At 60.6% G+C, this 22,904-nt stretch carries 23 protein-coding genes; 7 read left to right on the plus strand and 16 right to left on the minus strand.

Annotated elements, in window-relative coordinates; genetic code table 11:
- Window positions 1-109 precede the first annotated feature (109 nt).
- Genes ribA through ACMVPR_RS19550 form a run of 4 tightly spaced genes read left to right on the plus strand, consistent with a single transcriptional unit; the run spans window position 110 to window position 3,096 of the window.
- Window positions 110-1,198, plus strand: coding sequence for a GTP cyclohydrolase II (gene ribA / locus ACMVPR_RS19535; protein ID WP_416884225.1), 1,089 nt, complete (start codon window positions 110-112; stop codon window positions 1,196-1,198).
- Window positions 1,195-1,701: a L,D-transpeptidase family protein gene (locus ACMVPR_RS19540; RefSeq protein WP_416884226.1), complete on the plus strand. Its 507-nt coding sequence runs from the start codon at window positions 1,195-1,197 to the stop codon at window positions 1,699-1,701. The genes ribA and ACMVPR_RS19540 overlap by 4 nt, the downstream gene beginning before the upstream one ends.
- 25 nt (window positions 1,702-1,726) lie before the next feature.
- A complete protein-coding gene (locus tag ACMVPR_RS19545; protein ID WP_416884227.1) occupies window positions 1,727-2,308 on the plus strand; it encodes a uracil-DNA glycosylase family protein in 582 nt (193 codons plus the stop codon).
- Window positions 2,305-3,096: an SseB family protein gene (locus tag ACMVPR_RS19550; protein WP_416884228.1), complete on the plus strand. Its 792-nt coding sequence runs from the start codon at window positions 2,305-2,307 to the stop codon at window positions 3,094-3,096. Before ACMVPR_RS19545 ends, ACMVPR_RS19550 begins: the two co-directional genes overlap by 4 nt.
- A gap of 36 nt (window positions 3,097-3,132) precedes the next feature.
- Here ACMVPR_RS19550 and ACMVPR_RS19555 read toward each other — a convergent pair whose 3' ends face one another.
- From ACMVPR_RS19555 to ACMVPR_RS19615, 13 genes are all read right to left on the minus strand, one after another.
- Window positions 3,133-4,140: a P1 family peptidase gene (locus tag ACMVPR_RS19555; RefSeq protein ID WP_416884229.1), complete on the minus strand. Its 1,008-nt coding sequence runs from the start codon at window positions 4,138-4,140 to the stop codon at window positions 3,133-3,135.
- Window positions 4,141-4,225: 85 nt separating this feature from the next.
- The gene (locus ACMVPR_RS19560) at window positions 4,226-4,966 is read right to left on the minus strand and encodes an SDR family oxidoreductase (protein WP_416884230.1); all 741 of its coding nucleotides are present in this window, start codon (window positions 4,964-4,966) and stop codon (window positions 4,226-4,228) included.
- Between the two features lie 13 nt (window positions 4,967-4,979).
- Window positions 4,980-6,425, minus strand: a complete 1,446-nt coding sequence (locus ACMVPR_RS19565) for an aldehyde dehydrogenase family protein (RefSeq protein ID WP_416884231.1) — start codon at window positions 6,423-6,425, stop codon at window positions 4,980-4,982.
- Window positions 6,403-8,019, minus strand: coding sequence for an ABC transporter ATP-binding protein (locus ACMVPR_RS19570; protein WP_416884232.1), 1,617 nt, complete (start codon window positions 8,017-8,019; stop codon window positions 6,403-6,405). Before ACMVPR_RS19570 ends, ACMVPR_RS19565 begins: the two co-directional genes overlap by 23 nt.
- Window positions 8,016-8,831 carry an ABC transporter permease gene (locus tag ACMVPR_RS19575; RefSeq protein ID WP_416884233.1) on the minus strand — a complete coding sequence of 272 codons (816 nt, stop codon included), beginning with the start codon at window positions 8,829-8,831 and terminating at the stop codon, window positions 8,016-8,018. The genes ACMVPR_RS19570 and ACMVPR_RS19575 overlap by 4 nt, the downstream gene beginning before the upstream one ends.
- The gene (locus ACMVPR_RS19580) at window positions 8,828-9,775 is read right to left on the minus strand and encodes an ABC transporter permease (RefSeq protein WP_300585040.1); all 948 of its coding nucleotides are present in this window, start codon (window positions 9,773-9,775) and stop codon (window positions 8,828-8,830) included. Before ACMVPR_RS19580 ends, ACMVPR_RS19575 begins: the two co-directional genes overlap by 4 nt.
- Window positions 9,776-9,850: 75 nt before the next feature.
- Window positions 9,851-10,450, minus strand: coding sequence for a hypothetical protein (locus ACMVPR_RS19585; protein ID WP_300585041.1), 600 nt, complete (start codon window positions 10,448-10,450; stop codon window positions 9,851-9,853).
- Between the two features lie 179 nt (window positions 10,451-10,629).
- On the minus strand, window positions 10,630-12,369 hold the full coding sequence (locus ACMVPR_RS19590) for an alpha/beta fold hydrolase (protein ID WP_416884234.1): 1,740 nt from the start codon (window positions 12,367-12,369) through the stop codon (window positions 10,630-10,632).
- 110 nt (window positions 12,370-12,479) lie between these two features.
- Window positions 12,480-12,770, minus strand: a complete 291-nt coding sequence (locus ACMVPR_RS19595) for a 4a-hydroxytetrahydrobiopterin dehydratase (RefSeq protein ID WP_300586967.1) — start codon at window positions 12,768-12,770, stop codon at window positions 12,480-12,482.
- Entirely contained in the window at window positions 12,767-13,966 is a 1,200-nt protein-coding gene (locus ACMVPR_RS19600; protein WP_416884235.1) for a GNAT family N-acetyltransferase, read from the minus strand. The genes ACMVPR_RS19595 and ACMVPR_RS19600 overlap by 4 nt, the downstream gene beginning before the upstream one ends.
- A gap of 48 nt (window positions 13,967-14,014) precedes the next feature.
- Window positions 14,015-14,770, minus strand: a complete 756-nt coding sequence (locus ACMVPR_RS19605; protein ID WP_416884236.1) for a glycerophosphodiester phosphodiesterase family protein — start codon at window positions 14,768-14,770, stop codon at window positions 14,015-14,017.
- A complete protein-coding gene (locus ACMVPR_RS19610) occupies window positions 14,767-15,228 on the minus strand; it encodes a RidA family protein (RefSeq protein WP_416884237.1) in 462 nt (153 codons plus the stop codon). Before ACMVPR_RS19610 ends, ACMVPR_RS19605 begins: the two co-directional genes overlap by 4 nt.
- A 93-nt stretch (window positions 15,229-15,321) precedes the next feature.
- Window positions 15,322-17,493, minus strand: a complete 2,172-nt coding sequence (locus ACMVPR_RS19615) for a transglycosylase domain-containing protein (protein ID WP_416884238.1) — start codon at window positions 17,491-17,493, stop codon at window positions 15,322-15,324.
- A gap of 250 nt (window positions 17,494-17,743) precedes the next feature.
- On the opposite strand from ACMVPR_RS19615, the gene ACMVPR_RS19620 reads away from it, so the two are divergent.
- Window positions 17,744-18,082, plus strand: coding sequence for a P-II family nitrogen regulator (locus ACMVPR_RS19620; RefSeq protein WP_292060931.1), 339 nt, complete (start codon window positions 17,744-17,746; stop codon window positions 18,080-18,082).
- 36 nt (window positions 18,083-18,118) lie between these two features.
- A complete protein-coding gene (locus ACMVPR_RS19625; protein ID WP_416884239.1) occupies window positions 18,119-19,429 on the plus strand; it encodes an ammonium transporter in 1,311 nt (436 codons plus the stop codon).
- Between the two features lie 78 nt (window positions 19,430-19,507).
- Here ACMVPR_RS19625 and mbfA read toward each other — a convergent pair whose 3' ends face one another.
- Window positions 19,508-20,482: an iron exporter MbfA gene (gene mbfA, locus ACMVPR_RS19630; RefSeq protein WP_300586981.1), complete on the minus strand. Its 975-nt coding sequence runs from the start codon at window positions 20,480-20,482 to the stop codon at window positions 19,508-19,510.
- A 140-nt stretch (window positions 20,483-20,622) separates the two neighbouring features.
- Here mbfA and ACMVPR_RS19635 point away from each other — a divergent pair, with 140 nt between their 5' ends.
- Entirely contained in the window at window positions 20,623-21,264 is a 642-nt protein-coding gene (locus tag ACMVPR_RS19635; RefSeq protein ID WP_300586983.1) for a TetR/AcrR family transcriptional regulator, read from the plus strand.
- On the opposite strand, the gene ACMVPR_RS19640 is transcribed toward ACMVPR_RS19635, so the two are convergent.
- Together ACMVPR_RS19640 and ACMVPR_RS19645 are read right to left on the minus strand one after the other, a co-directional pair.
- Complete coding sequence (locus tag ACMVPR_RS19640) at window positions 21,228-22,043, minus strand: cobalamin B12-binding domain-containing protein (RefSeq protein ID WP_416884240.1); 816 nt, start codon at window positions 22,041-22,043, stop codon at window positions 21,228-21,230. The genes ACMVPR_RS19635 and ACMVPR_RS19640 overlap by 37 nt on opposite strands.
- A gap of 116 nt (window positions 22,044-22,159) precedes the next feature.
- A complete protein-coding gene (locus ACMVPR_RS19645; protein ID WP_292265441.1) occupies window positions 22,160-22,870 on the minus strand; it encodes an NYN domain-containing protein in 711 nt (236 codons plus the stop codon).
- Between the last annotated feature and the right edge of the window lie 34 nt (window positions 22,871-22,904).

Here is a 22,904-nt window from a genome sequence, read left to right on the forward strand (position 1 = left end):
CGGCAAGAATTGCTGCAAGTGTTTCACGGCCTCGTGTATGCAGAGGCCAAATGTTTCATAAATCGGGGTCTTTTGTTGCAAAAGACCCCCGTGAGAGACCCAAGGTTACATGGCGCTGGCACCTGACATCACCGATCTTCTGGCCCGCGCACGGGCGGATCTGCGCATGGGTGTTCCGATTGTTCTGGGCAATGCGCACGGCCTTCTGGTGCTTGCGGTCGAGTCGCTGGGCACGGACAGGCTTCGGGATGTGATGGCTCTGGGCAGTGATGTCGATCTTGTGCTGACCGGGCGTCGTGCCGCAACGCTCAAGGCGCGGGCCTATGATGGCGATGTGGCGCGCGTGGTGCTGCCAAACGATGCAACGCTCCGCTGGGTGCAGGCGGTGGCCGATCCCGCCGACGATCTGTCGCATCCTATGAAAGGGCCGTTGGTGACTCGCCGCGAAGGCGATCCCACCCTGCACCGACTGGCGGTCACGCTGGCCAAGTCTGCACGATTGCTGCCCGCAGTGATTGTTACGCCCTTGCCGGACGCCAAGGCGTTTGCGGCGGAACATCGGTTGACCTTGCTTGATCCGGCCGCTGCCGCGCCGCGTCTGGGCGCATCTGTTGTTTTTGACAGCGTGGTGTCCGCACGGGTGCCCCTGCGTGCGGCACAGAACGCACGTCTGCATGTTTTCCGTCCCGAGGACGGTTCGGAAGAGCATTACGTGATCGAGATCGGACGTCCGGACCGCGCCAAACCGGTGCTGTCGCGCCTGCACTCGGCCTGCTTTACCGGTGATCTTCTGGGCAGCCTGAAATGCGATTGCGGTCCGCAGCTGAACGGTGCCTTGGCGGCGATGGGGGCTGAAGGCGAAGGTGTCCTGCTGTACCTGAACCAGGAAGGGCGGGGGATCGGGCTTGCCAACAAGATGCGCGCCTATGCGTTGCAGGATCAGGGGTTCGACACGGTCGAAGCCAACCATCGCCTTGGGTTCGAAGATGATGAACGGGATTTCCGCATCGGCGCCGAATTGCTGCGCAAGCTTGGGTTCAACTCTGTTCGGCTGATGACGAACAACCCGGCCAAGATTGCGATGATGGAAAAGCAGGGCATCACCGTGGCTGAACGCGTGCCTCTGAAGGTTGGGGAAAACCCACACAACACAGAATACCTCGCCACCAAGGCGCGCAAGTCGGGGCACCTTCTGTGACGCCGCGCGACATGGTTTTGACCCGGCAGGGTTTACGCTTCATGGGCCGCATGTGGCCCTGTACCATCGGCAAAGGCGGTATCCGAGCTGAGAAACGCGAGGGCGATGGTGGCACCCCGGTCGGTGTGCATCGCATTGTCGGGCTGCTGTACCGCCCGGACCGAATGGCGCGGCCAACCGATTGGGCCGTGCCGATCCGACCCGGCGATCTCTGGTCAGACGACCCGACCCACGAAGATTACAACCTCATGGTTCGCGCGCCGTATCCCTACAGCCATGAAACCCTGCGGCGGGGCGACAGGCTTTATGATCTTGTCCTTCTGACTGATTGGAACTGGCCGCGTGCCGAAAAGGGCCGGGGCTCTGCCATCTTTCTGCACCGCTGGCGCAGGCCGGGCTATCCCACCGAAGGCTGCGTGGCGTTTCGTCCGGATCACCTGCACCGGATCGCCGGTCTGATCCGCCACGAGACAAGGCTGATCGTTCCCGAGGCATTGACCTGAGCCGCACGGCATTACATCCGGTGACATGACCGTTCAGGACCGTCTTTCAAACTGCACCCTGTGCGCAGACCGCTTTGCCGCGACAGCGACGCGGCACCGCCCCAAACCCGTGGTCTGGTTTCGCCCCGGCGCGCGGCTGCTCATCTGTTCACAAGCGCCGGGCATGCGCGCGCATACCAGCCGGATCCCATTCGATGATCCCTCTGGTGACCGATTGCGGGACTGGCTGGGGCTGGACCGGACCGCGTTTTATGATCAAAGCCGTGTCGCCATCGTACCCATGGGCTTTTGCTTTCCGGGATATGATGCGGCTGGCTCGGACCTGCCGCCGCCCGCTGTGTGCCGCCAGACATGGCATGCGGAAGTGCTGGACCTCGTAGGCCACGTGCCGTTCAAGCTGGTCGTCGGAGGCTATGCGCACAAATATCATCTGCGCACCAAGACCGGGGTGACAGAGACCGTGCGCAAATGGCGCGACCATTGGCCGTCGGTTCTGCCCTTGCCGCACCCAAGCTGGCGCAATACCGCTTGGCTGAAGAAAAACCCGTGGTTCGAGGCCGAGGTCCTGCCTGCCTTGCGGACCCGGGTGCAAGAGGTGATGGGATGACTTTGCAAACTCCGCTCGACCACGCACATGCCGCGATGGAGGCCGATCCCGAAGCGGACGCACCGCGCCTGCGGTTCTATGACCGACTGGCCGAGGCGGAGTTGTTTCTCATGCTGGCGCGCGAGGCTGAAGGCGATCAGGCAGAACCCGAATTGTTCGATCTGGGGGACGCACGGTTTGTACTGGTCTTCGACACCGAAGACCGTCTGGGCGATTTCGCCGGGCGCGTCGTGCCCTATGCGGCGCTGTCCGGGCGCTCGATTGTCGGGATGCTGGCCGGGCAGGGCATTGGTATTGCCTTGAACCCGGAGGTCGCGCCTTCGTCGATCCTGTTGCCGTCCGAGGCCGTGGATTGGTTGGCCGAGACCGTTGCACAAGGCCCGTCCGAAACCGAAGCGAGGCCAGAGGAGCTTCGCGCGCCGGGGGCTTTGCCGGATGGGCTGCTCGAAGCGATTGACGCCAAGTTGCGTACAGCCGCCGGTTTGGCGCGGCGCGGGTACCTGGCCGAGGTGGTCTATGACACCGGTGTCCGGGGACATCTGATCGGCTTTACCGGTGCAGTCCCGGGGGCGGAAAGCGCATTGGCGCGGGCCATCCAGGAAGCGCTGGTGTTCTCGGGGTTGGAGGCTGCGGCGCTGGACGTGGTGTTCCTGCGCGACAGCGATCCGGTCACAGCCCAATTGGCGCGGGTCGGGTTGCGGTTCGATCTGCCAGAACCCGAAGCGCCTGCCCGCGTGGAGCGGATCGCGCCGGGCAGCGATGCGGAGAAACCTCCGATCCTGCGGTGAGCAAACTCCGTCTGCGGAGTTTGCAAAACTGACGGGTCAGTTTTGCCCGAGCGCCTGTCGAAAGGTCGGCAGGGCGTCGTCGTCGCTTGGCGTGGCTTCCCAGATCGCGCGCGCGATGGCGCGGGCCATGCAGACCGCCGCGTAGTGGCCCAGCAGCGGCATCACTTCGTCCGAAGGCGGACCGCGCCGCGCCGTGCTGGACGCGAAGATCAGATCACCATCATAGGGTGTGTGTGCCGGAACCAAAGCCCGTGCGAACCCGTCATGAGCCGCTGTGGCCAAACGTTTGCAGGCGGCTTTGTCCAATCGGGCATCCGTTGCGACCACACCGATGGTGGTATTGCCATGTTTTGCCATCGCAGTGGTTTTACGGCTGGGCAGCAGGGCTTGGAGGTTTGCCGTCGGATCAGGACCAAGCCCGCCAAATTCCTTGCCAATCTCGAACGGCGCGGCCCAGAAGTGCTTGCCGCTTGGCGTGGTCGCGCTCCCCAAGGCATTGACCACGACCAATGCGCCTATGGTGGTGCCGTCAGGCAAGACCAGTGAGGCCGAGCCCAACCCACCCTTGTGCTGGGCATCCGTCGCCCCTGTGCCTGCGCCAGCTGTGCCAAGGGCAAAGTCGTGGGCGATATTGCCCAGCGCATCCACACCAAGTGCCGGGTATGGATTTTCGGCCCAAGCCTTCTGCCCGTTGTTCAGCAGGTCGAAAATGATCGCCGCCGGAACAATCGGCACGCGTGCAGAATGCACCTGAAACCCGCGCCCCTGTTGCGCCAGCGCATCCATCAACCCCTGCGCTGCCGCGAGACCGAACGCCGACCCACCCGACAACACAATCGCATCGACGCCGGGAACGGTCTTGTCCGGCTCCAAGAGGTCGGTGTCCCGGGTGCCCGGCGCGCCGCCCATCACGGCATAGCTGGTGGTCATGGGGCCGTCTTCTGACAACAAGACAGTTGTTCCCGACTTCAGGTTGTCGTCCTTTGCGTTTCCAACGGCAAGGCCAGCAACATCGGTGATCAGGTTGCGCTTGCCGGGCGTCATTTCAGCGCTCCGCGTGCGGCTGCGTTGGAGTGAGGGGCCAGCCCCTCACACTCCCCGAAGTATTTGTGAACCAGAGAAGAGCGGGTCAAATGCAACGGCCCCCGTCCACTTCCATGCAGACGCCAGTGATCATGCTGGCTTCATCCGAGCACAGGAACGCGGCCGCATTGCCAAGGTCTTCGGGCTGCGAAAAGCGGCCAAGCGGGATCGTGGACAGGAACTTGGCGCGGATTTCGGGTGTGTCCTCTCCCATGAAGCTTTTGAGCAGCGGCGTTTCCCCCGCCACCGGGTTGAGGGCGTTGACGCGGATGCCCATGGGGGCGAGTTCGACGGCCATGGTACGGGTGGCGGTGATCATCCAGCCTTTTGAGGCGTTGTACCAGTTGAGGCGTGGGCGCGGTGACACACCTGCGGTTGAGGCGATGTTGAGGATGTTTCCCGATCCGCGATGCTTGAAATGCGGGACCAGACTGCGGGCGCCCAGATAGACGGATTTGCAGTTCACGGCGAAGACCCGGTCGAAATCTTCTTCGGTAATGTCTTCCATCGCTCCGGGCAGATGGGTCACACCAGCGTTGTTCACCATGATGTCGACATGGCCCAACGTCTTGATCGCGGTTTCAATCATGTCGGCCACTTGATCGCCGTTTGATACGTCGGCGGTGTGTGCGACGCCGCCGATCTCGGCTGCGACGGTTTTGGCGGCGTCCGTGTTCAGGTCGACGACCATCACATTTGCGCCTTCGGCAGCGAATTTGCGGGCAATGCCCGCGCCAAATCCGGAGGCCGCCCCGGTGACGATGGCGGTTTTGCCTTTGAGCCTCATGGTGTTCCTCCCCTTAGCCGTGTTTCGCTGCGACAGTTTTCAGGGTCGAGAAGCCATACAACGCCTCGAACCCTTTTTCACGGCCATGACCGGACTTGCCGACACCGCCAAAGGGCAGTTCCACCCCGCCACCCGCACCGTAATTGTTGAGGAAAACCTGCCCGGTTTTCAGCGCTTTGGCCAGTCGCATCTGCCGCGCGCCGTTCTCTGTCCAGACGCCCGCGACCAAGCCGTAAATGGTGCCGTTCGCGATCTTGACTGCTTCATCCTCGGTGTCGAAGGGGATCAGCACCTGCACCGGGCCGAAAAGCTCGTCCTGTGCGAGCGGGTGATCCGGTGGGACGGGGCCGTATAGGCGGGGTTGAACATAGGCCCCATCGGGCGGCAGGTCCTTTGGCATCGGTGTTTCGGCGATGCACGGCACGTCGTGGGCGGCTTCAAGCAGGGTCTCGAAGCGCGCTTTCTGCCTGGTCGAGATCAGTGGGCCGATATCGGGGTCGCTGCTGGCGGGGCCGATGATCTTGGCGCGGTAAGCCTCGGCCATGCGGGTCGCCACCGTTTCGTAGATAATGCGTTGGATCAGGATGCGCGACGCGGCGGAGCAGGTCTGACCAGCGTTCTGGAGGCCTGCATTGACAAGGAAGGGCAAGGCCGCATTGAGATCGGCATCGGAGAACACGATCTGCGGGGATTTGCCGCCGAGTTCCAGCGTGACCGGCACCACGTTTTCAGCGGCGAACTTTTGGATGGTTTTGCCGGTCTGGACCGATCCGGTAAAGCTCAGATGGTGAACGCCGGGATGACGGGCGAGTGCTGCACCCGCCTCGGACCCGAGGCCGGGCACGACGTTCAATGCGCCATCTGGAAAGCCCGCCTCTTTGGCGAGATGGGCAAACATGAGGGCTGTCAGGCAGGCATCCTCGGCAGGTTTCAGAACGCAGGCGTTGCCCATGGCGAGAGCGGCACCAACCGACCGGCCGATGATCTGCATCGGGTAATTCCAGGGCACGATATGGCCCGTCACCCCGTGCGGTTCGCGGAGGGTGTAAACGGTGTAGCCGTCGAGATAGGGGATGGTTTCGCCATGCACCTTATCGGCCGCGCCACCATAGAATTCGCAGTAGCGCGCAAGGGCGATGGCATCGGCACGGGCCTGGGTCACGGGTTTGCCAACGTCGAGGGTTTCCAGCGTCGTCAAAAGATCTGTGTGCTCCAACACAAGCTGGCCCAGTCGCGTCAGGCACCGTCCCCGCTCCAGCGCACTCATCCTGCCCCATGCGCCGTCCAACGCAGATTGGGCTGCGGCGGCCGCGGCATCCACATCTGCTTCGCTGCTGCGCGCGATCTGGCACAGCGTGCTGCCGTCAGACGGATTGACCAGAGGCAACGTGTCGGTGGTGGCGCGCCATGTGCCGCCGATCAGGACATGGCTGGGATCAAAGGGCAGGGTGGGGAGCATCTTGGACCTCTGGGAAGGGGGAAAGCTGTGGGGCGGCGTTCATCAATTCGCGCGTATAGGGGTGGTCGGGTGCTGCGAAGATGTCGGCGGTCGGCCGGTCCTCGACGATTTCTCCTGCGCGCATGACCATCACGCGGTCTGTGATGGAGCGTACGACGCTCAGGTCATGGCTGATGAAAAGATAGGTGAGACCATAGGCGCGGCTGAGGTCTGCCATCAGATCAAGGATCTGTGCCCGCACCCGCACGTCAAGGGCCGAGACCGCCTCGTCAAAGACGATCAGGTCCGGCTTGATGATCAGTGCGCGGGCTATGGCGATGCGTTGACGCTGTCCGCCGGAGAAGGCGTGGATGTGTCTTTCCGCATCCTCGGGCTTTAGCCCGACGGCGGTCAGGGCTTCGGCAATCGCCGCATCACGTGCCGCACCCCGGGGCGGGTCAGGCAGCAGATGGAAGGGTTCGGTGATAAGGCGCGACACGCGGTGGCGGGGGTTGAAGCTGCCGTAAGGGTCTTGAAACACCACCTGCATCTTGCGCCGTACTGTGAGGTTTGGATGACCGTCCTGCCAGACCGGGTCATCGTCGAGAGTGATCTCTCCCGCCTGTACCGGTTCCAGCCCAAGGATCGCGCGAGTGAGGGTGGACTTGCCGCAGCCGGATTCGCCCACGAGGCCGACACGTTCGCCACGCCGTATCTCGAAGCTGACGTTCTTCACTGCGCGGAACGTTGGTCGTGTGCTGAAGAGCGATGTGCGGGGGAGAGGGTAGTCGCGGCTGACGTTCCTGACCGAGAGAAGCGGAGCATCGGCTTTGGCATTACCCAGATCGGCCTGATGACGCGACGCCTCGAACAAGGCCCTCGTGTAGGGATGGCGCATCTCGCGCAGGACCTCGGCAGTCGGGCCTGCCTCAACGATCTCGCCATTGCGCATGACGTTGAGGGTGTCGGCCATGTCGCTCACCACAGCCAGATCATGCGTGATCATCATCAGCGCCATACCATCTTCCTTGACCAGCCGCTTGAGCAGGTCGAGGATTTGCGCCTGAGTGGTGACATCAAGAGCGGTTGTCGGCTCGTCCGCGATCAGCAGGCGCGGGCGCAGGGCGATGGCCATGGCGATGACGACGCGCTGGCGCTGTCCGCCGCTGAGTTCATGCGGGTAGCGGGACAAGGGAAACCTGTCAGGCGGCAGGCCCACGCGGGCAAGGACCTCGCGGGCGCGCTCTTCCGCCTTATCAGGCGGCATCGCTTTATGGATGAGGATGGTTTCCATCACCTGTGCGCCGATGGTCTGCACCGGGTTGAGCGCCGTCATCGGTTCCTGAAACACCATGCCGATCTCGCGCCCGCGCAGGTCGCACATCTGCGGTTCGGCCAGAGACAACAGGTCTGCGCCATCAAAGATGATGCTACCGGTTATGGTCGCGCCTTTCGGCAAGAGGCCCATGGTTGCAAAGGCGGTCATGGATTTCCCTGACCCGCTTTCGCCGGTCAGTGCGGTGATCTCACCTGTCGCGATCTTCAGCGAAATGCCATGCAGGATCGGTGTGCCATGGATCGCAAGTGACAGGTTTTCGATGTTCAAAAAACTCATGCGCGGACGACCTTGAGGCGCGGGTCCAGCGCGTCGCGCAATCCGTCACCCAAGAGGTTGAGCCCCAGCACCATCGCGACAATGGTCAGTCCGGGGATCAGCGCCACATGGGGGGCCAGCGACACCATGGTCTGCGCATCGGCGAGCATCCGTCCCCAGCTTGGGATTGGGGGCTGCGCGCCAAGGCCGACATAGCTCAGGCCCGCTTCGGCCAAGATACCAAGACTGAACTGGATGGTGCCCTGCACGATCAGCAGGTTCGCCACGTTGGGCAGGATGTGCTCGACGCTGATGCGGGTGCGCGTCTTGCCCGCGACCTGTGCGGCCATGATGAACTCGCGCTTCCACAGGCTGAGCGCGGCGCCGCGCGTGATGCGGGCGAAGACCGGAATGTTGAAGATGCCGATGGCGATGATTGCGTTGGTGGCGGAGGGGCCAAACACGGCGGTGATCAGGATGGCAATGACCAGCGACGGGAACGCGAAGATCAGGTCATTCATGCGCATGATCACCTCGTCCAGCATCCCGCCACGTCGCGCGGCGGCGGCCAGGCCCAAGGGGACGCCAAGGCCCATTCCGATGCCCACCGCGACCAGCGCCACCGCAATGGAGGTGCGCGCGCCCACCATCAACATCGACAGAATGTCCCGCCCGAAATGGTCGGTGCCCAACAGGTTGTCGGCGCTGGGCGGTTTGAGGCGGTTCGCAATATTCATCGCCTCGACGGTGTCCGGGGTCCAGACAAAAGACAGAAAGGCCGCGATCACGAAGACCCCGGTCAAAAGACCGCCAAGGATCAGGTTGCGGCTCATGTCCGTGTCCTCAATCGGGGATCGACAGCGGCATAGGCCAGATCGACTAGGAAATTCACCATGATGACGGCAAAGACCAGAAGCATCACCACGGATTCCACCACGATCAGATCGCGCTGCGTGATGGCCTGAAAAATCAGTCGCCCAAGCCCCGGCAGAAAGAACACCTGTTCAATGATGATCGCCCCTGCCATCAGGAAGGCGAATTGCAGGCCGATGATCGTCAGCACCGGAATCAACGCATTGCGGAGACCGTGCCGCCACAGTGCCTGACGGGACGAAAGACCCTTGGCGCGCGCGGTGCGCATGAAATCTTCGCCCAGAATGTCCAGAAGCGACGACCGCATCACACGCGTCAGGATCGCGGCTTGCGGCAGGGCAAGGGCAATGGCCGGCAGTGTCAGCGCCTTCATCCCTCCCCAAAACCCCTTGTCCCAACCTGGGAAGCCGCCTGCGCTGAACCAGCGCAACTGGATTGCAAAGATCAGCACGAGCATCATTGCAAACCAGAAGTTTGGAATCGCAACGCCAAGTTGGGTCGCGCCTGTGACCGCCAGATCGCCCGGTCCTCCGCGACGTGCGGCCGCAAAGATACCAGCGGGAAATGCGATGAGCGTGGACAGGGTCAGCGCGTAGAGCGCCAGCGGCAAGGACACCCACATCCGGTCTGCGATCATCTGCGCGACGGGAGTGCGATAGGTATAGGATGTGCCGAAATCGCCCGTCAGCATTCCCCCGACCCAACTCAGGTAGCGGTCGAGTTTGGACTGGTCCAATCCAAGCTCTGCGCGCAACGCGGCCACCGTGTCGGGCTGTGCGTTAATGCCCAACATGAAACTGGCGGGATCGCCGGGTGCTATCTCGACCACGGCGAAAATGACCACCGAGGCCACAATCAGGCTTATGGCAAGTGAGATCAGTCGTTTGACAATATAGCCCAGCATCGCGGGCAGGTTAGGCGAAGCCCACGGGCAAGGGAACGCCGAAAACGATGCCGCCCTTGCCCTGGTGGCGTGTGATCAACTGACCGGGGCGACCCGTTTCGGTCGTATCGACCGTGCGCTTTCTTTCGGTGTGACGGGGTTTATCGCAGCTTCGTATGGCAAAACGCCTTCGCGAAGGGCGGCTTGATGGATCACAAAGCCAAGCTGCGGTTCCAGCAACATCAGCCACGCCAGTTTGAACCCAGACAGGCGCGTGATTCCGGACAGCCCAACCGAACGCAGGAAATGCCGCGTTCCCATGGCGCAGAGGGGTGAGCTGTGGGCGTCCTCGATCAGAATGTCGAAGCGCATCTTCCCACGGCGCAGATCGCGGGCAATGGATGTGACATCGCTCCATCGTGCCTTGATCTGGCGTCGTTGATCCAAAGCGGTCTTGGCTTCTGTAAAGGCGGCGAAGGGACATGCCGCCTCGGAATGATAGCCGCGGGATTTGCCGGTCGAAAATACGAACCAAAGCAATTCACCCCGGGTCGTGATCGCACGGTAGGCATATTGGCTGCCATCGTCCGATATGACCTTGTGCGCGGTGTCATAGAAGAGCGAGATCCAATCCGATCTCAGAGGTATGAAGTCGCCGCCCAGAGCTATGATATCCCGATCAATAAGGGACGTCATTTGACGCTCCCGCGCCAAGCGCTCGTAGGCAGCGACCTTCGTTATAATGTTTGGCATTACAAAGGCTTCTCTAAAAAGATTTTGATACTGAAAAGGCTCAGTAAGGTGACTTTAGGGAAGTCCAGTGAAGCGCAATATCCCCATATGGGGACAAAGTGTCTGCGCAACCGGTTTTCTGGTCAGATCGTCGGGATCGAATATGTCCGGTCGTAGGGTTTCACGTCCAGACCTGCGGCACGGGCGACCATCCATGGCCAGCTTGAGATATGCTGGTAATGCCCTCTGTCATTGAACAGGGTGTAGCTGGCGTTCGGAAGATGCTTCGACAAAAGCTCGCCACCTTGCGCCGGAGCCACGTTGTCGTCCGCACCATGGTAAATTTCGACCTGGGCCAAGATATGACTGACATCAAAATCCCAACCGCGAGAGTTCAGCAGGTTTTCCTCGACCATGCCATTGACGCCCCCTGCGGTGCGTTCTTCCAGCATCTTCGAGGATCGGAGGCCGATGGTCGGGTGTGACAGCAATTCAATGTCATGTGCGCTGGGCGAGCGTTTGCAATAGCGCTCCATGTAGCGCGGGGCGTTCTGGATGATGGACCGCACCAAGAATGGGATCAACTGCCGGAACATGGCGGGCCAGCGCTGGGCCAGCACGGCAGAGAGATGGTAGAACTGGTCCAACTCGCGCCAATTTTCGTGCTTGTAGACCGGGTAACTGGGCGATGAGAGCAACACCTTGCAGATCCGCTCGGGCATTTCATGCGCGGTCGCCAAAGCAATGCCTGATCCGAAGGAAAAACTCATCAGGGACAACTGATCGTAGCCCAAAGCATCGAACAGGCATTCCAGATCAGGCGCGAATTCGCGCAGGCTAGTCATCTTCTTGAAATCCGACCGGTAGATCCCCGGCCGGCAGGGCATGATCAACCGCACGCCGTAATGATCGAGATGCTCAAGGTACTGGCGGGGAAATCCGGTCAGGTCGATCGACGACCCCGACAATGCATCAAAGAGCACCACAGGCCTGCCGTCCTCAGGCCCAAGTATGAAGTATTCAAGCATCCGCCCATCCGGCAGCCGCAGCAATCGCCGAACCTGAAACCGTTCCGCATCGGTCGTTTCGCGTTGACGGAACATCGACAAGGGGCTTTTCGCGATGGTGTTGATGAGATCGACCTGACTGGTGATGCCGGTCTTTTCGAACACCCGCTTGAGATAGGTGCGCCCGGATTCGTAGCTGATCCCCATCAACTCGCTGGCTTTGCGCAGGTCGCTTGTGTCCATCAGCGCGCGTACGAGGGCCTGTTCGCGCAGGGTCAGATCATGGGCACTGGCCAAGGCGCGCAGACCATCGGCGGTGTTGGGATTGGTGGCGACCAGAACCGCCGCGGCTTTGGCCGGGAAACCCATACGAATGGCTTCCTGTCGGGGCAGCAGTAGATAGGTCGTTTCGCTTTCGCGCGTCATCAGGGATTGCGGCGTTTCGATGCGATTGGTCTCGGATACCCAGCGCGACAGCGTTTGTGCCTTGGCCTCGTGTTTGTCGGAACTGCCCGCCGGGAGCAGCTTGATCGGCGCGTCCAGCGCCAACCCGGTTTCCCGCATGGCCTGATTGATAACCAACGGTGTGCCGCTGTCGTCGACCAGAGCGATTCCAACGGCGAAGGTGCCCAGAACCGCTTCGAGATCGGATTCCCGTTCCTGCAGGCGCACCATCTTTTCCGAGATTTCGATGGCCCGGCGGAAGTGGATCATCAGATCGCTGAGGTCGTGGCGGTGGTCCGCTTCGATCATCCGGCCATCGGCCGCCATCTGCACCTGCTCGGTCAATTCGAGGATCAACTCAGGCAAAAGCGAATTGTCGAGAGACGCCTCGTAAACAAGATGGGTCAGGCGTTCATTTGTTGAAATGGACATACTATCACACAGAAAAAAACAATCTTTATAAGGCTAACAGACCCACCGCATGAGGGGCACTGAAAAAACTGTGAAAAACCAATCCGGCGCGGAAATGCTGTCTGAAACAGTCAGAGCGTATCCAGTTTGCGCGCCAATTTTGCATCCAGTGAGGACAGCCCGTCGACATCATGCGTTGTCAGAGTGACCTCGACCTTATTGTAGACGTTGAACCATTCGGGATGGTGGTTCCATTTCTCTGCCCAAAGCGCCGCGCGCACCATCCAGCCAAAGGCTTCGGTGAAATCCTTGAATTTATAGGTCTTGGTGATCGCGTCCCTGTCTTCGACAAGCGCCCACCCTGTTTCCAATAGCGGCCCAAGAACGGTCTTGCGTGCCGTGTCGGAAAGTTTCTCGGTCATTGGTGATCCTCCGTGGTGTCCTTGCGAAAGGGGCCATAGCTGGTGAGAACTTCGATATCCTGCCCGACCGCCTCTGCTTCGGCTTCAAGATAACGCGCTATGGCGTCCGAGAAACCGGGATCACCGATCCAGTGCAGCGAATGGGTGTAAACCGGCAGGTATCCGCGTGCCAGCTTGTGTTCGCCTTGCGCCCCCGCCTCAACGCGGGATTGGCCATGTGCAATCGCGTAATCCATCGCCTGATAATAACACAGCTCGAAATGCAGACAGGGATGGTCCTCGACGCAGCCCCAATAGCGGCCATAGAGCGTGTCGCGCCCGATGACGTTCATGGCACCAGCCACCCAACGTCCGTCACGTTCGGCGAGAACCAGAAGAATGTCGTCCCGAAGCCGCTCTTGCGCGATATCGAAAAACTTGCGGGTAAGGTAGGGCGTCCCCCATTTGCGCGCGCCAGTGTCCTGGTAAAATGCCCAGAACGCATCCCAGTGGTCTGGCTGGATTTGGTCGCCAGTGAACTGGTGGATCGTCCCGCCGAACCCCTGCGCCCGTTCGCGTTCCTTTCGGATGGTCTTGCGTTTGCGCGAACTCAGGTCGGCAAGGAACGCGTCGAAATCGGCATAGCCCCGGTTTTCCCAATGGTATTGCTGCGTGCGACGGCGCAGTAGCCCGATCTGCTCCCCTGCAATCGCCTCGGCCTCGGTGCAGAAGGTGATGTGGAGTGACGACAATTCGTTGTCTGAAGCCACCTGAACTGCACCTTGAACAAGCGCGCTGATGCCTTCGGCCTCGAAACCCGGACGGGTCAGGAAACGTCGGCCCGTGGCAGGGGTGAACGGCACCGCAATCTGAAGCTTCGGATAGTACCGTCCCCCCGCGCGTTCCCATGCATGCGCCCAGTTATGGTCAAAGATGTATTCACCCTGACTGTGGCTTTTTGCATAAAGCGGCGCGCAGGCGATGATCTGGCCGTCCATCTCGGCGGTCATGTAGCGCGGGTCCCACCCCGTGCCTGCCCCGACCGACCGGCTGTCTTCAAACGCTTTCAGCCAGCGATAGGTGGTGAAGGGATCATACGCCCGCCCGCCATCGGCCACTTCGGGGCAGGCGCAGGCATCCCACTCCCCTGCCGTGATCTGAGACAGGGAGCCGTGCATCGAAATGGCGATTGTGGGCGCGTCAGTTGGGTCGGACATGTCCGTTCCTTGGTTACGCGATGCTACGTGGGTCTGATCAGGCGGGGATCAAGCCGCGTAGCCTTCAAACGTGATATTGTCGGCAACCTTGCGGGCCATCTGTTCCTGCTCTGCGTTGCGGATCGTCCAGCACAGGATCGGCACACCCCGCGCTTTGAGGTGTTCCACACGTGGCGAGTCCAGATTCGTATGATCGTGGCTGAGGAAATCGGCACCCATCTCTTCGAAACCGGGAATGGTGGCCAGTTCGGCCCGTCGAGCCACCGGCACATGCGGCTCGTCGATCTTGCGCCACGCGCAGCCGATGATCCCACGCGGCGTGTCTGGCGACAGTTCCGCCACCTTGGCGACCATGGTGGGGTTAAAGGACATCAGGGCGAACGCGCCGTCATAGCCTTTGAGAACATCCAGCGCCGCCCGCTCCAGCGCGCCATCGGTTTCGCCCATCGCGCCGTGCTGGTCCTTCAGCTCGATCAACAGCGGCACCGCGCCGTTCACCTGTTCTAGGACCTGTGTCAGCGTCGGGATCCGGTCGGTGCCACCCTTGATCGTCAACGCCTGAAGCTCGGCCGCATCCCGGTTCCGCACCGCGCCTGTCTCGGTTGTCAGACGGTTCAGCGTGTCGTCATGAAACACCATGGCAACCCCATCGCGCGACAATTGCAGGTCAAGCTCGATCGGATACCCGGCAGCAATCGCGGCGGCAAAGGCTGAGGGGCTGTTTTCGATTACCCCTTCGGCCTTGTTGTGCAAGCCGCGATGCGCAATCGGACGGGTCAGAAACGCGGACGGCAGCTGGGTCATAGCAGTTCGAAAATCCCTTCGATTTCGACAGCAACGCCAAAGGGCAAGGACGCAGCAGACACCGCAGAGCGCGCATGACGGCCGTTGTCGCCCAGCACATTGACCATCAGGTCCGATGCGCCGTTCACCACTTTGGGCTGGTCACCGAAATCGGCAGTAGAGTTCACAAAACCCACCAGCTTGACCACGCGCACCCGGCTCAGATCACCACCGGCGGCCTTGCGCGCCTGTGACAGCAATGCCAGAGCGCAGTATTTCGCGGCTTCGGCACCGGCGTCTGCATCCAGATCGGCGCCCAGCTTGCCCTTGATCAGCCCGTCCGGCCCGGTCGGCAATTGACCCGAGACATAGACCTGGTTTCCGGTCTTCACAAACGGCACATAATTGGCCGCCGGGGCCGGAGCATCCGGCAAGGTCAGGCCAAGTTCGGCAAGGCGGGCGTCGATGGCATTGGTCATGGTGTCTCCCCTTTTTCGTTTGTCCGGACGCTATTGCGCACCGTCGGAAATGGGAAGGGGAAAGACGACCGCCTTCCCCACGACAGCGACCTGTCAGTTCCGTCCGAGAATATCGCGCAAGATCTGGTTCAGTGCGTTCTCAAGCGCATTGCCGCCCTGGTCGCGCTGGCGGGCGGGCTGCTGTTGTTGTGGCTGCTGTGGTTGCGCCACCTGTCGCGGCGGGGTCGGTTCGATCATCGGCAGAGGGCGCACTGGCAACCCGTCATGCACGCGCACCATCGCCTCGTGCCAGATCTCGGCGGGCAGGCCGCTGCCCGTCACACCGGCAAGCGGCGTGTTGTCGTCATACCCCATCCAGACACCGGTCACGTAATCCGCCGTAAAGCCGATGAACCACGCATCGCGCGCCTCTTGCGAGGTGCCTGTTTTACCGGCCACCTGACGGTCGCCCAGTTTGGCCCGACCCCCGGTGCCTTCGGTGATGACCTTTTCCATCATCCAGATCAGCTGGCGTGACGCCTCTTCATTGATGACACGTTCTCCGATACCGCCCCCACTGCCCATCATGGGTTGGTCCTCGCCAACCAGTCGCAGTTCCACGAGGCCATAGGGCGTCACGGACGATCCGCCATTCAGGATACCGGCATAGGCCCCGGTCATTTCGAGAAGCGACGCCTCTGACGCGCCTAGGGCCAAAGCGGGGGTGTCCGTCAAAGAGCTTTGGATACCGAAATCCTCGGACACTTTGCGGACCAGATCGCGGCCTACGGATTCCGAGATTTTCACCGCCGGGATGTTCAGGCTCTTGGCCAGCGCTTCGGTCAGGGTGACCGACCCATAGTAATTGCCTGAATAGTTCTCGGGGCACCATCGGCCCGAGCCTGGGATGTTCATGCAGAAAGGCTCATCCGTCACCCGGTCATACGGGCCGTAGCCCAGTTCCAGCGCGGTCGCATAGACGAACGGTTTGAACGCCGAGCCGGTCTGCCGCTTTGCCTGCGTCGCGCGGTTGAAGACGCCCGAGACGTTGGTCTGTCGCCCGCCCACCATGCCGCGTACTGCTCCGTCGGCAGACATCACCACAATAGCCGCCTGCGCCTTGGACCCTTCACGCACCTTGGTTGCAAAGACCGTCTTGATCGCGTCTTCCGCCGCCTTCTGAATGCGCTGGTCAAGGGTTGTGGAAATCACCACGTCCTCGGTCGTGTCGCGGGTGAAGAAGTCCGGGCCGGACTGCATGACCCAATCCGCGAAATAACCCCCAGTCTGTGTTTTGGCCTTGTCCGACAGCGTTGCAGGGTTCGCCTGCGCGGCCCGTGTCTGTTCGTCGCTCAGGAAACCCTGTTCATTCATCAACCGCAGCACGGTCGCCGCACGTGCCTGTGAGCGTTCAAGGTTCGATGTCGGTGCAAGGCTCGATGGCGCGGTCAGCAAACCGGCGATCATCGCACCTTCTTGCGGTGTCAGGGCCGACGCGGGTTTCGAGAAATACCGCTCTGCCGCCGCTGCCGCACCATAAGCGCCACCGCCCATATAGGCGCGATTGAGATAGATCGAGAGGATCTCGTCCTTGGAGTACTTGATCTCCATGGCAATCGCATAGACCGCTTCCTTGGCCTTGCGATAGAGCGACCCGCGACGGCAATCGGCCACATACTCGGCCTCATTCTTCCAGTCGTTCGGGTCATAGGTGACACCCAGACAAAGCAGTTTTGCGGTCTGTTGCGTGATCGTCGACCCGCCATGCCCCGACAACGGCCCGCGCCCTTCGGACAGGTTGATCCTTACCGCCGATGCGACACCGCGCGGAGAAATGCCGAAATGGCTGTAAAAGCGTCGGTCTTCGGTGGCGATCACCGCGTTCTTCAGATGCGGCGAAACGGTGTCCGCCGTCACCACGCCGCCGAACTGGTCGCCGCGCCACGCAAAGGCAACGCCGTCGCGATCCAAAAGCTGCACAGACCCGCGTGCACGACCGTCCAGCGCATCCGAGACTTCGGGCAGCGTGGTGTATTCGTAGCCGACAAAGCCCGCGACGATAATCGCGGCCACAAGGCCCGCACGTACAAACAGGCGAAACAAAAAGCGAAACACCCAGCCGATGATCCCGGTGAAAAAGCCGATGATCCCGCCGCGTTTGGCTTTGGCGCGGGTCGGCTTGCGCTTGGCCGGGGCGGCCTTGCGTGGCTGAGACGCTTTGGTTGGCGTCTTGGGATATCGCCGGTCAGCGACCAGACGGTTCTTCCCGCGTCGTGAATCAGTCATGGCGCCCGCCTGTGATGCTGCTCTTTTTTATTAATTTAGTGAGTTTCACAGTCGATGTGGACTGGTCAAGAACACGTTACCTGGTTTTTTAACTGATTAAAAAACGTGCATTCATACGGAATTGTGCAAAATTTGTGCAACATGAAGGGGCCCGACCCATTTCACCCGGCCTCAAATCTTCCCTTCCCCTCCTGCCTGCCTCTTTTCTGCGCATGCAAACAAGATCGACCTGCAAGGGAAAGGGACCAAGGTGAAGTTCATCATAGCGACAATCAAGCCATTCAAGCTTGAAGAAGTCCGCGAGGCGCTCACAGACATTGGCGTCCGCGGCATGATGGTAACCGAGATCAAGGGGTTCGGATCTCAGTCCGGCCACACCGAGATTTACCGTGGCGCAGAATACGCGGTGAACTTCGTGCCAAAAATCAAACTCGAAATCGTGGTCGCGGCCGACATGGCCGATCAGGTGATCGAGACCATCACCAAGACAGCCCGCACCGGCAAGATCGGCGACGGCAAGATCTTCGTGCTCGATGCGCAGCAGGCCATTCGCGTGCGCACAGGCGAAACCAATGGGGATGCGCTCTGAACAGGCGCTGTGACAGAGATTAGGGGACACATACAGATGAAACTACTCAATACACTCCTGCCCGCTGCCGCGCTTGTTGCGCTGCCGGTTATGGGCATGGCTCAAGAGGCCGCCGCGCCGACCATGGACGAGGTTGGACCGTATATCTTCACCACACTCCTGTTCCTCATGGCAGGCTTCCTCGTGTTCTTCATGGCCGCCGGCTTTGCCATGCTCGAAGCAGGCTTGGTGCGCTCCAAGAACGTGGCGATGCAGCTGACCAAGAACATCGCGCTCTTCTCGATCGCAGCCATCATGTACTGGCTCGTGGGCTTCAACACGATGTATCCGGGCGACTTCAACGGCTTCTTCGCGATTGGTGGACAGACCGTTCTTGATCCGGTCGGCGTTGCTGCTGCGGATGCCGCGCTTGATTATGCGTCTGTTGGTTCCGACTTCTTCTTCCAGTTGGTGTTCGTTGCCGCAACCGCGTCCATCGTGTCGGGTGCCGTGGCCGAGCGCATCAAACTGTGGCCTTTCCTTGCCTTCGTGGTTGTTCTGACCGGTCTCATGTACCCGATCTCCGGCTCCTGGCAGTGGGGTGGCGGCTGGCTGTCCGAAATGGGCTTCTCCGACTTCGCTGGTTCGACCGTCGTGCACTCCGTCGGTGGCTGGGCTGCTCTGGCTGGTGTGATCGTGCTTGGTCCGCGTATTGGCAAGTACAAAGACGGCCGTGTGAACCCGATCCCGGGCTCCAACCTGGCGCTCGCAACCCTCGGTACATTCATCCTTTGGCTCGGTTGGTTCGGCTTCAACGGCGGCTCGCAGCTTGCCATGGGCACCGTGGGTGACGTTTCCGACGTGTCGCGTATCTTCGCCAACACCAACATGGCCGCAGCGGCTGGTTCCGTGACTGCCCTGATCCTGACCCAGATCCTCTACAAGAAGGTCGACCTGACGATGGTTCTGAACGGCGCTCTGGCGGGTCTCGTATCGATCACGGCTGAACCGCTCGCTCCGACACTCTTCGGCGCGCTCTGGATCGGTGCTGTCGGTGGTGTGATTGTGGTCTTCGCAATCCCGTTCCTCGACAAGCTCAAGATCGACGACGTTGTCGGCGCCATCCCGGTCCACCTCTTTGCAGGTATCTGGGGCACCATCGCCGTGATCTTCTACGGTGAAGCAAGCCTGATGACCCAGCTGACCGGTATCGTGGCTTACGGTGTGTTCACCTTCGTCGCCTCGCTGATCCTGTGGTTCATCCTGAAAGCAACCGTGGGTATCCGCGTCAGCGAAGAAGAAGAGATCAACGGTCTCGACATGGCTGAGCTGGGCATGGAAGCCTATCCCGAATTCTCCAAAGGCTGATCTCCTCCTTCCAATCAGCCTTATGTGACCAACTGCCCGGGCGTTCGCGCCCGGGTTTTTTGTTGGCTGAAGGGCGCTTTACCCGCTGCCGATCAGAACGCCTGCCGCAAAGACCAGCGCACCGCCCAGAACAACCTGGAAAGCCGCGCGGAAGAACGGCGTGTCCATGTATTTGTTCTGAATCCACGCAATCGCCCAAAGCTCGATGAAGACAACGACGAAAGCGATGACTGTGGCGGTCCAGAAATCCGGGATGAGGTAGGGAAGGGCGTGACCCAAGCCACCCAGTGTCGTCATGATCCCAGCCGAGAACCCCCGCTTATACGGCGAGCCGCGACCCGAAAGCTGTCCATCATCCGAAGCGGCCTCGGTGAAGCCCATCGAGATACCCGCCCCAACAGACGCCGCCATGCCGACAAGGAACGTTGTCCATGTGTCCTGCGTCGCAAATGCGGTGGCAAAAATGGGTGCAAGCGTGGACACCGACCCGTCCATCAAACCGGCCAGCCCTGGTTGCACCCATGTCAGCACAAACTGACGTCGTGCATTGTTTTCCTCGCTGGTGCGCGAGTCCTCATCCAGATGCTGCGCCTCGAGATGCTCTGCCGTTCTTTGATGCCCGGCCTCAGCCGCAGCCAGATCACCCAAAAGCTTGCGCGTCGCGGCATCCGTGCTGCGCTTGGCGGCGGCCATGTAGAATTGCTCAGCGTCATGCTCCATCGCCTCGGCTTCGGCGCGTATGCGCTCGATCCCAAGGTTTTCCATGAGCCAGACAGGCTTGCGATTGTAATATCCCGCCACGTGTTCACGCCGGATCAAGGGGATCACGTCGCCGAACCGATCTCTGTGCAGATCAACGAGCCGCTGGCGATGCCCATCTTCTTCTACGGCCATCCCATCAAAGATCGCTGCTGTGGATGGATACTCGGCTCTCAGCCGCTCTGCGTAGGACCGGTAAATCCGTGCGTCGTCTTCTTCGGACGAGATCGCCAGAGCGAGAATTTCCTGTTCCGATAAATCTGAAAACCGGCGACGGTTGAACGAAAAAAGCATATCGAAAGAACCTCTATTCCTTGCAGTCATGAGGTTTGACACAGAACGCGCCGCTTGTTTTCCGGCGTTCCGGTCACACATCTCCACTTGCTAGACTAAACCGATCTGTTTAGCTTTTGAACGCGACATAAGGGATGAAAATGGCAACCGCGCAGGCGCAAATCCGAAAAGGCCGAAAGTTCGATCAGGTGGTCGATGGCGCGCGGGAGATTTTCCTGCGTGACGGCTTTGAAGGGGCCAGCGTTGACGACATCGCCCGGGCTGCTGGCGTGTCCAAGGCAACCCTTTACAGCTATTTCCCCGACAAACGGCTGTTGTTCATGGAAGTGGCGACGCGGCAGTGCGAGGAGCAGGCGCGCATTTCCATCGAAAAGATCGACAGTTCCCGTCCGCCGCGCGAAGTGCTCACCTGCGTGGCGCAACAGTTTCTTGGGTTCATCTATTCGGACATGGGGCAGCGCATTTTCCGCATCTGTGTCGCGGAGTCCGACCGCTTTCCGCTGCTTGGTCAGGAGTTCTACCATTCCGGCCCGATGATCTTGCGCGCCGCTGTCGTCGAGTACCTCAAGCAGGCGGAAGGCCGCGGCGAACTGCGCATCGAGGATTACAACCTCGCCGCTGATCAGTTCGCGGAGCTGTGCAAAGCCGATCTTTGGCCCAAACTGCTGTTCGGGATCATACAGTCCGTTGCCGACCACGAAATGAATCGCGTGATCGACGGTGCCGTCACGACCTTCCTCGCGCGCTACGGCGCAGAGGACGCCGCGCGCAACACCGCCTGATAGAGCGATTCCAGCGTCTCCTGACAATGCGCCATTGACGCTGCAGCCGCGTCCGCCCCGGTGCGAATGGCAATATCCCTGTCGATATGCACGATGTTGCCGCTGATAAAGATCAACGACCGGGGTGCGGCGATCCGCAACTCGACAATGGTCCGGGCCAGCGCCCGTACACGATCCGCGCCTGAGGCCGACAGACCGATGATCGGATACCCACCATCATGGGCTATCTTGCACAGATCGGTTTCGGTGCGTCCGACCTGCAGGTCGATATGCCATCCCTTGTTGCGCAGGATATCCGCCGCCATCGTCACGCCAAGAACGTGCTGCTCTCCGGGGACGGTTGCAAACAAAGCCTCCCGATGTCCCCGAACAGGAACCGGGGGAATGGCCATTCGGAGATCGCGTAGCATGTGCAACATCCGGCCCGCCGCAATGGCCGTGTCACTGAAATGGATGATGTCTTTTTCCCACCACTCGCCAAGCCGTGTTGCAGCTGCGGCAATGTAGGACAGGCACAGCTTCTCATGGGTCGCGCCGCGTTCCCGCGCGCGCATCAGAATGCGGTTGGCCTCGTCCGCCTTTGGTTCCAGCAGAGCAATACAGAACGCATCCAGATCAACATCGCTGATGTCCGGGTTCGCCTTGCGCGAGATGTACGACAATCGCGTGATCACCTCTTGTGCCATCACAAGAAGGGACGCATCGGAAAGCCGTCTGTCCTGGCCGTGCATATCGTCGTCGATTGCACGGACCAAGATTGGTGTGTCTATAGTTAGCATAGTCGGGTCTCCAACGCGCCTAGCGCAGAAACCCCTCGTCCCCAGACGAAGCATGGCATGCCGAAAGGCTGGCGGCAATGACTCATCGGTCGCTGCCGCAAAATGACCCGCACGGGTTAATCCCGCCGGCGCACCATGAGCTGATTGTTCGATCCGCGTTTGACCTCAAGCACTTTCATGTCGGTAACAAGGTCGCTCAGTTTGCGTTTGCCGTAGGTGCGCGTGTCAAAATCCGGGTTGGCGGACACGATGTGCTGACCCAACTGGCCAAGACGGTACCATTCGTCATCCTGGTCGATGGCATCCATCGCCTTGAGGATCAGGGTGCGCGCCTCGTTCAGGTTGCCTTTTGACGCCGGTTTGACAGTGCTATTTTCCGACTCCGGCCCACCTTCGAGGTTTTCGAGGAAAATGAAGCGCTTACAGGCCCGCCGGAACGCCTCGGGTGTTTTTTGCATGCCCATCCCATACACATCGAGTCCCTGTTCCCGAAGCCGTTGCGCCAACCGCGTGAAATCGCTGTCGGAACTGACCAGAACAAACCCGTCGAACCGTCCGGTATGCATCAGGTCCATTGCGTCAATCACCAGAGCGATGTCGCTCGCGTTCTTGCCCACGGTGTTGGCGGGCTGGTGATGCGGCACGATCCCGAACTCGGCCTGCACCTTGGACCATCCCGACATCTGCTGGCTGGAAAAATCGCCATAGCAGCGCCGCACGCTGGCTTCGCCCAGGGATGCGATCTCTTCGAATATCGCCGCTGAGTATTTCGGAGAGGTGTTATCGGCGTCGATCAGGACGGCCAGCAGCGGAGGATTGTCGGACATTGAAGGCCACCTTGTCTGTTTTGGGTTGGCAGAG

This window comes from Marivita sp., from assembly GCF_048006345.1.
GTDB lineage: Bacteria > Pseudomonadota > Alphaproteobacteria > Rhodobacterales > Rhodobacteraceae > Marivita.

Bases quoted from the DNA above. Each gene is read 5' to 3' on its own strand.
- ACMVPR_RS19610 (WP_416884237.1), bottom strand. From the start codon at position 15,228: ATGACCAATGCCATCGACGCCCGCCTTGCCGAACTTGGCCTGACCTTG.
- ACMVPR_RS19600 (WP_416884235.1), bottom strand. From the start codon at position 13,966: ATGTCCGACCCAACTGACGCGCCCACAATCGCCATTTCGATGCACGGC.
- ACMVPR_RS19570 (WP_416884232.1), bottom strand. From the start codon at position 8,019: ATGAGTTTTTTGAACATCGAAAACCTGTCACTTGCGATCCATGGCACA.
- ribA (WP_416884225.1), top strand. From the start codon at position 110: ATGGCGCTGGCACCTGACATCACCGATCTTCTGGCCCGCGCACGGGCG.
- ACMVPR_RS19585 (WP_300585041.1), bottom strand. From the start codon at position 10,450: ATGACGTCCCTTATTGATCGGGATATCATAGCTCTGGGCGGCGACTTC.
- ACMVPR_RS19555 (WP_416884229.1), bottom strand. From the start codon at position 4,140: ATGACGCCCGGCAAGCGCAACCTGATCACCGATGTTGCTGGCCTTGCC.
- mbfA (WP_300586981.1), bottom strand. From the start codon at position 20,482: ATGCTTTTTTCGTTCAACCGTCGCCGGTTTTCAGATTTATCGGAACAG.
- ACMVPR_RS19565 (WP_416884231.1), bottom strand. From the start codon at position 6,425: ATGCTCCCCACCCTGCCCTTTGATCCCAGCCATGTCCTGATCGGCGGC.
- ACMVPR_RS19580 (WP_300585040.1), bottom strand. From the start codon at position 9,775: ATGCTGGGCTATATTGTCAAACGACTGATCTCACTTGCCATAAGCCTG.
- ACMVPR_RS19545 (WP_416884227.1), top strand. From the start codon at position 1,727: ATGACCGTTCAGGACCGTCTTTCAAACTGCACCCTGTGCGCAGACCGC.
- ACMVPR_RS19575 (WP_416884233.1), bottom strand. From the start codon at position 8,831: ATGAGCCGCAACCTGATCCTTGGCGGTCTTTTGACCGGGGTCTTCGTG.
- ACMVPR_RS19590 (WP_416884234.1), bottom strand. From the start codon at position 12,369: ATGTCCATTTCAACAAATGAACGCCTGACCCATCTTGTTTACGAGGCG.
- ACMVPR_RS19550 (WP_416884228.1), top strand. From the start codon at position 2,305: ATGACTTTGCAAACTCCGCTCGACCACGCACATGCCGCGATGGAGGCC.
- ACMVPR_RS19560 (WP_416884230.1), bottom strand. From the start codon at position 4,966: ATGAGGCTCAAAGGCAAAACCGCCATCGTCACCGGGGCGGCCTCCGGA.
- ACMVPR_RS19595 (WP_300586967.1), bottom strand. From the start codon at position 12,770: ATGACCGAGAAACTTTCCGACACGGCACGCAAGACCGTTCTTGGGCCG.
- ACMVPR_RS19605 (WP_416884236.1), bottom strand. From the start codon at position 14,770: ATGACCCAGCTGCCGTCCGCGTTTCTGACCCGTCCGATTGCGCATCGC.
- ACMVPR_RS19635 (WP_300586983.1), top strand. From the start codon at position 20,623: ATGGCAACCGCGCAGGCGCAAATCCGAAAAGGCCGAAAGTTCGATCAG.
- ACMVPR_RS19640 (WP_416884240.1), bottom strand. From the start codon at position 22,043: ATGCTAACTATAGACACACCAATCTTGGTCCGTGCAATCGACGACGAT.
- ACMVPR_RS19645 (WP_292265441.1), bottom strand. From the start codon at position 22,870: ATGTCCGACAATCCTCCGCTGCTGGCCGTCCTGATCGACGCCGATAAC.
- ACMVPR_RS19625 (WP_416884239.1), top strand. From the start codon at position 18,119: ATGAAACTACTCAATACACTCCTGCCCGCTGCCGCGCTTGTTGCGCTG.
- ACMVPR_RS19615 (WP_416884238.1), bottom strand. From the start codon at position 17,493: ATGACTGATTCACGACGCGGGAAGAACCGTCTGGTCGCTGACCGGCGA.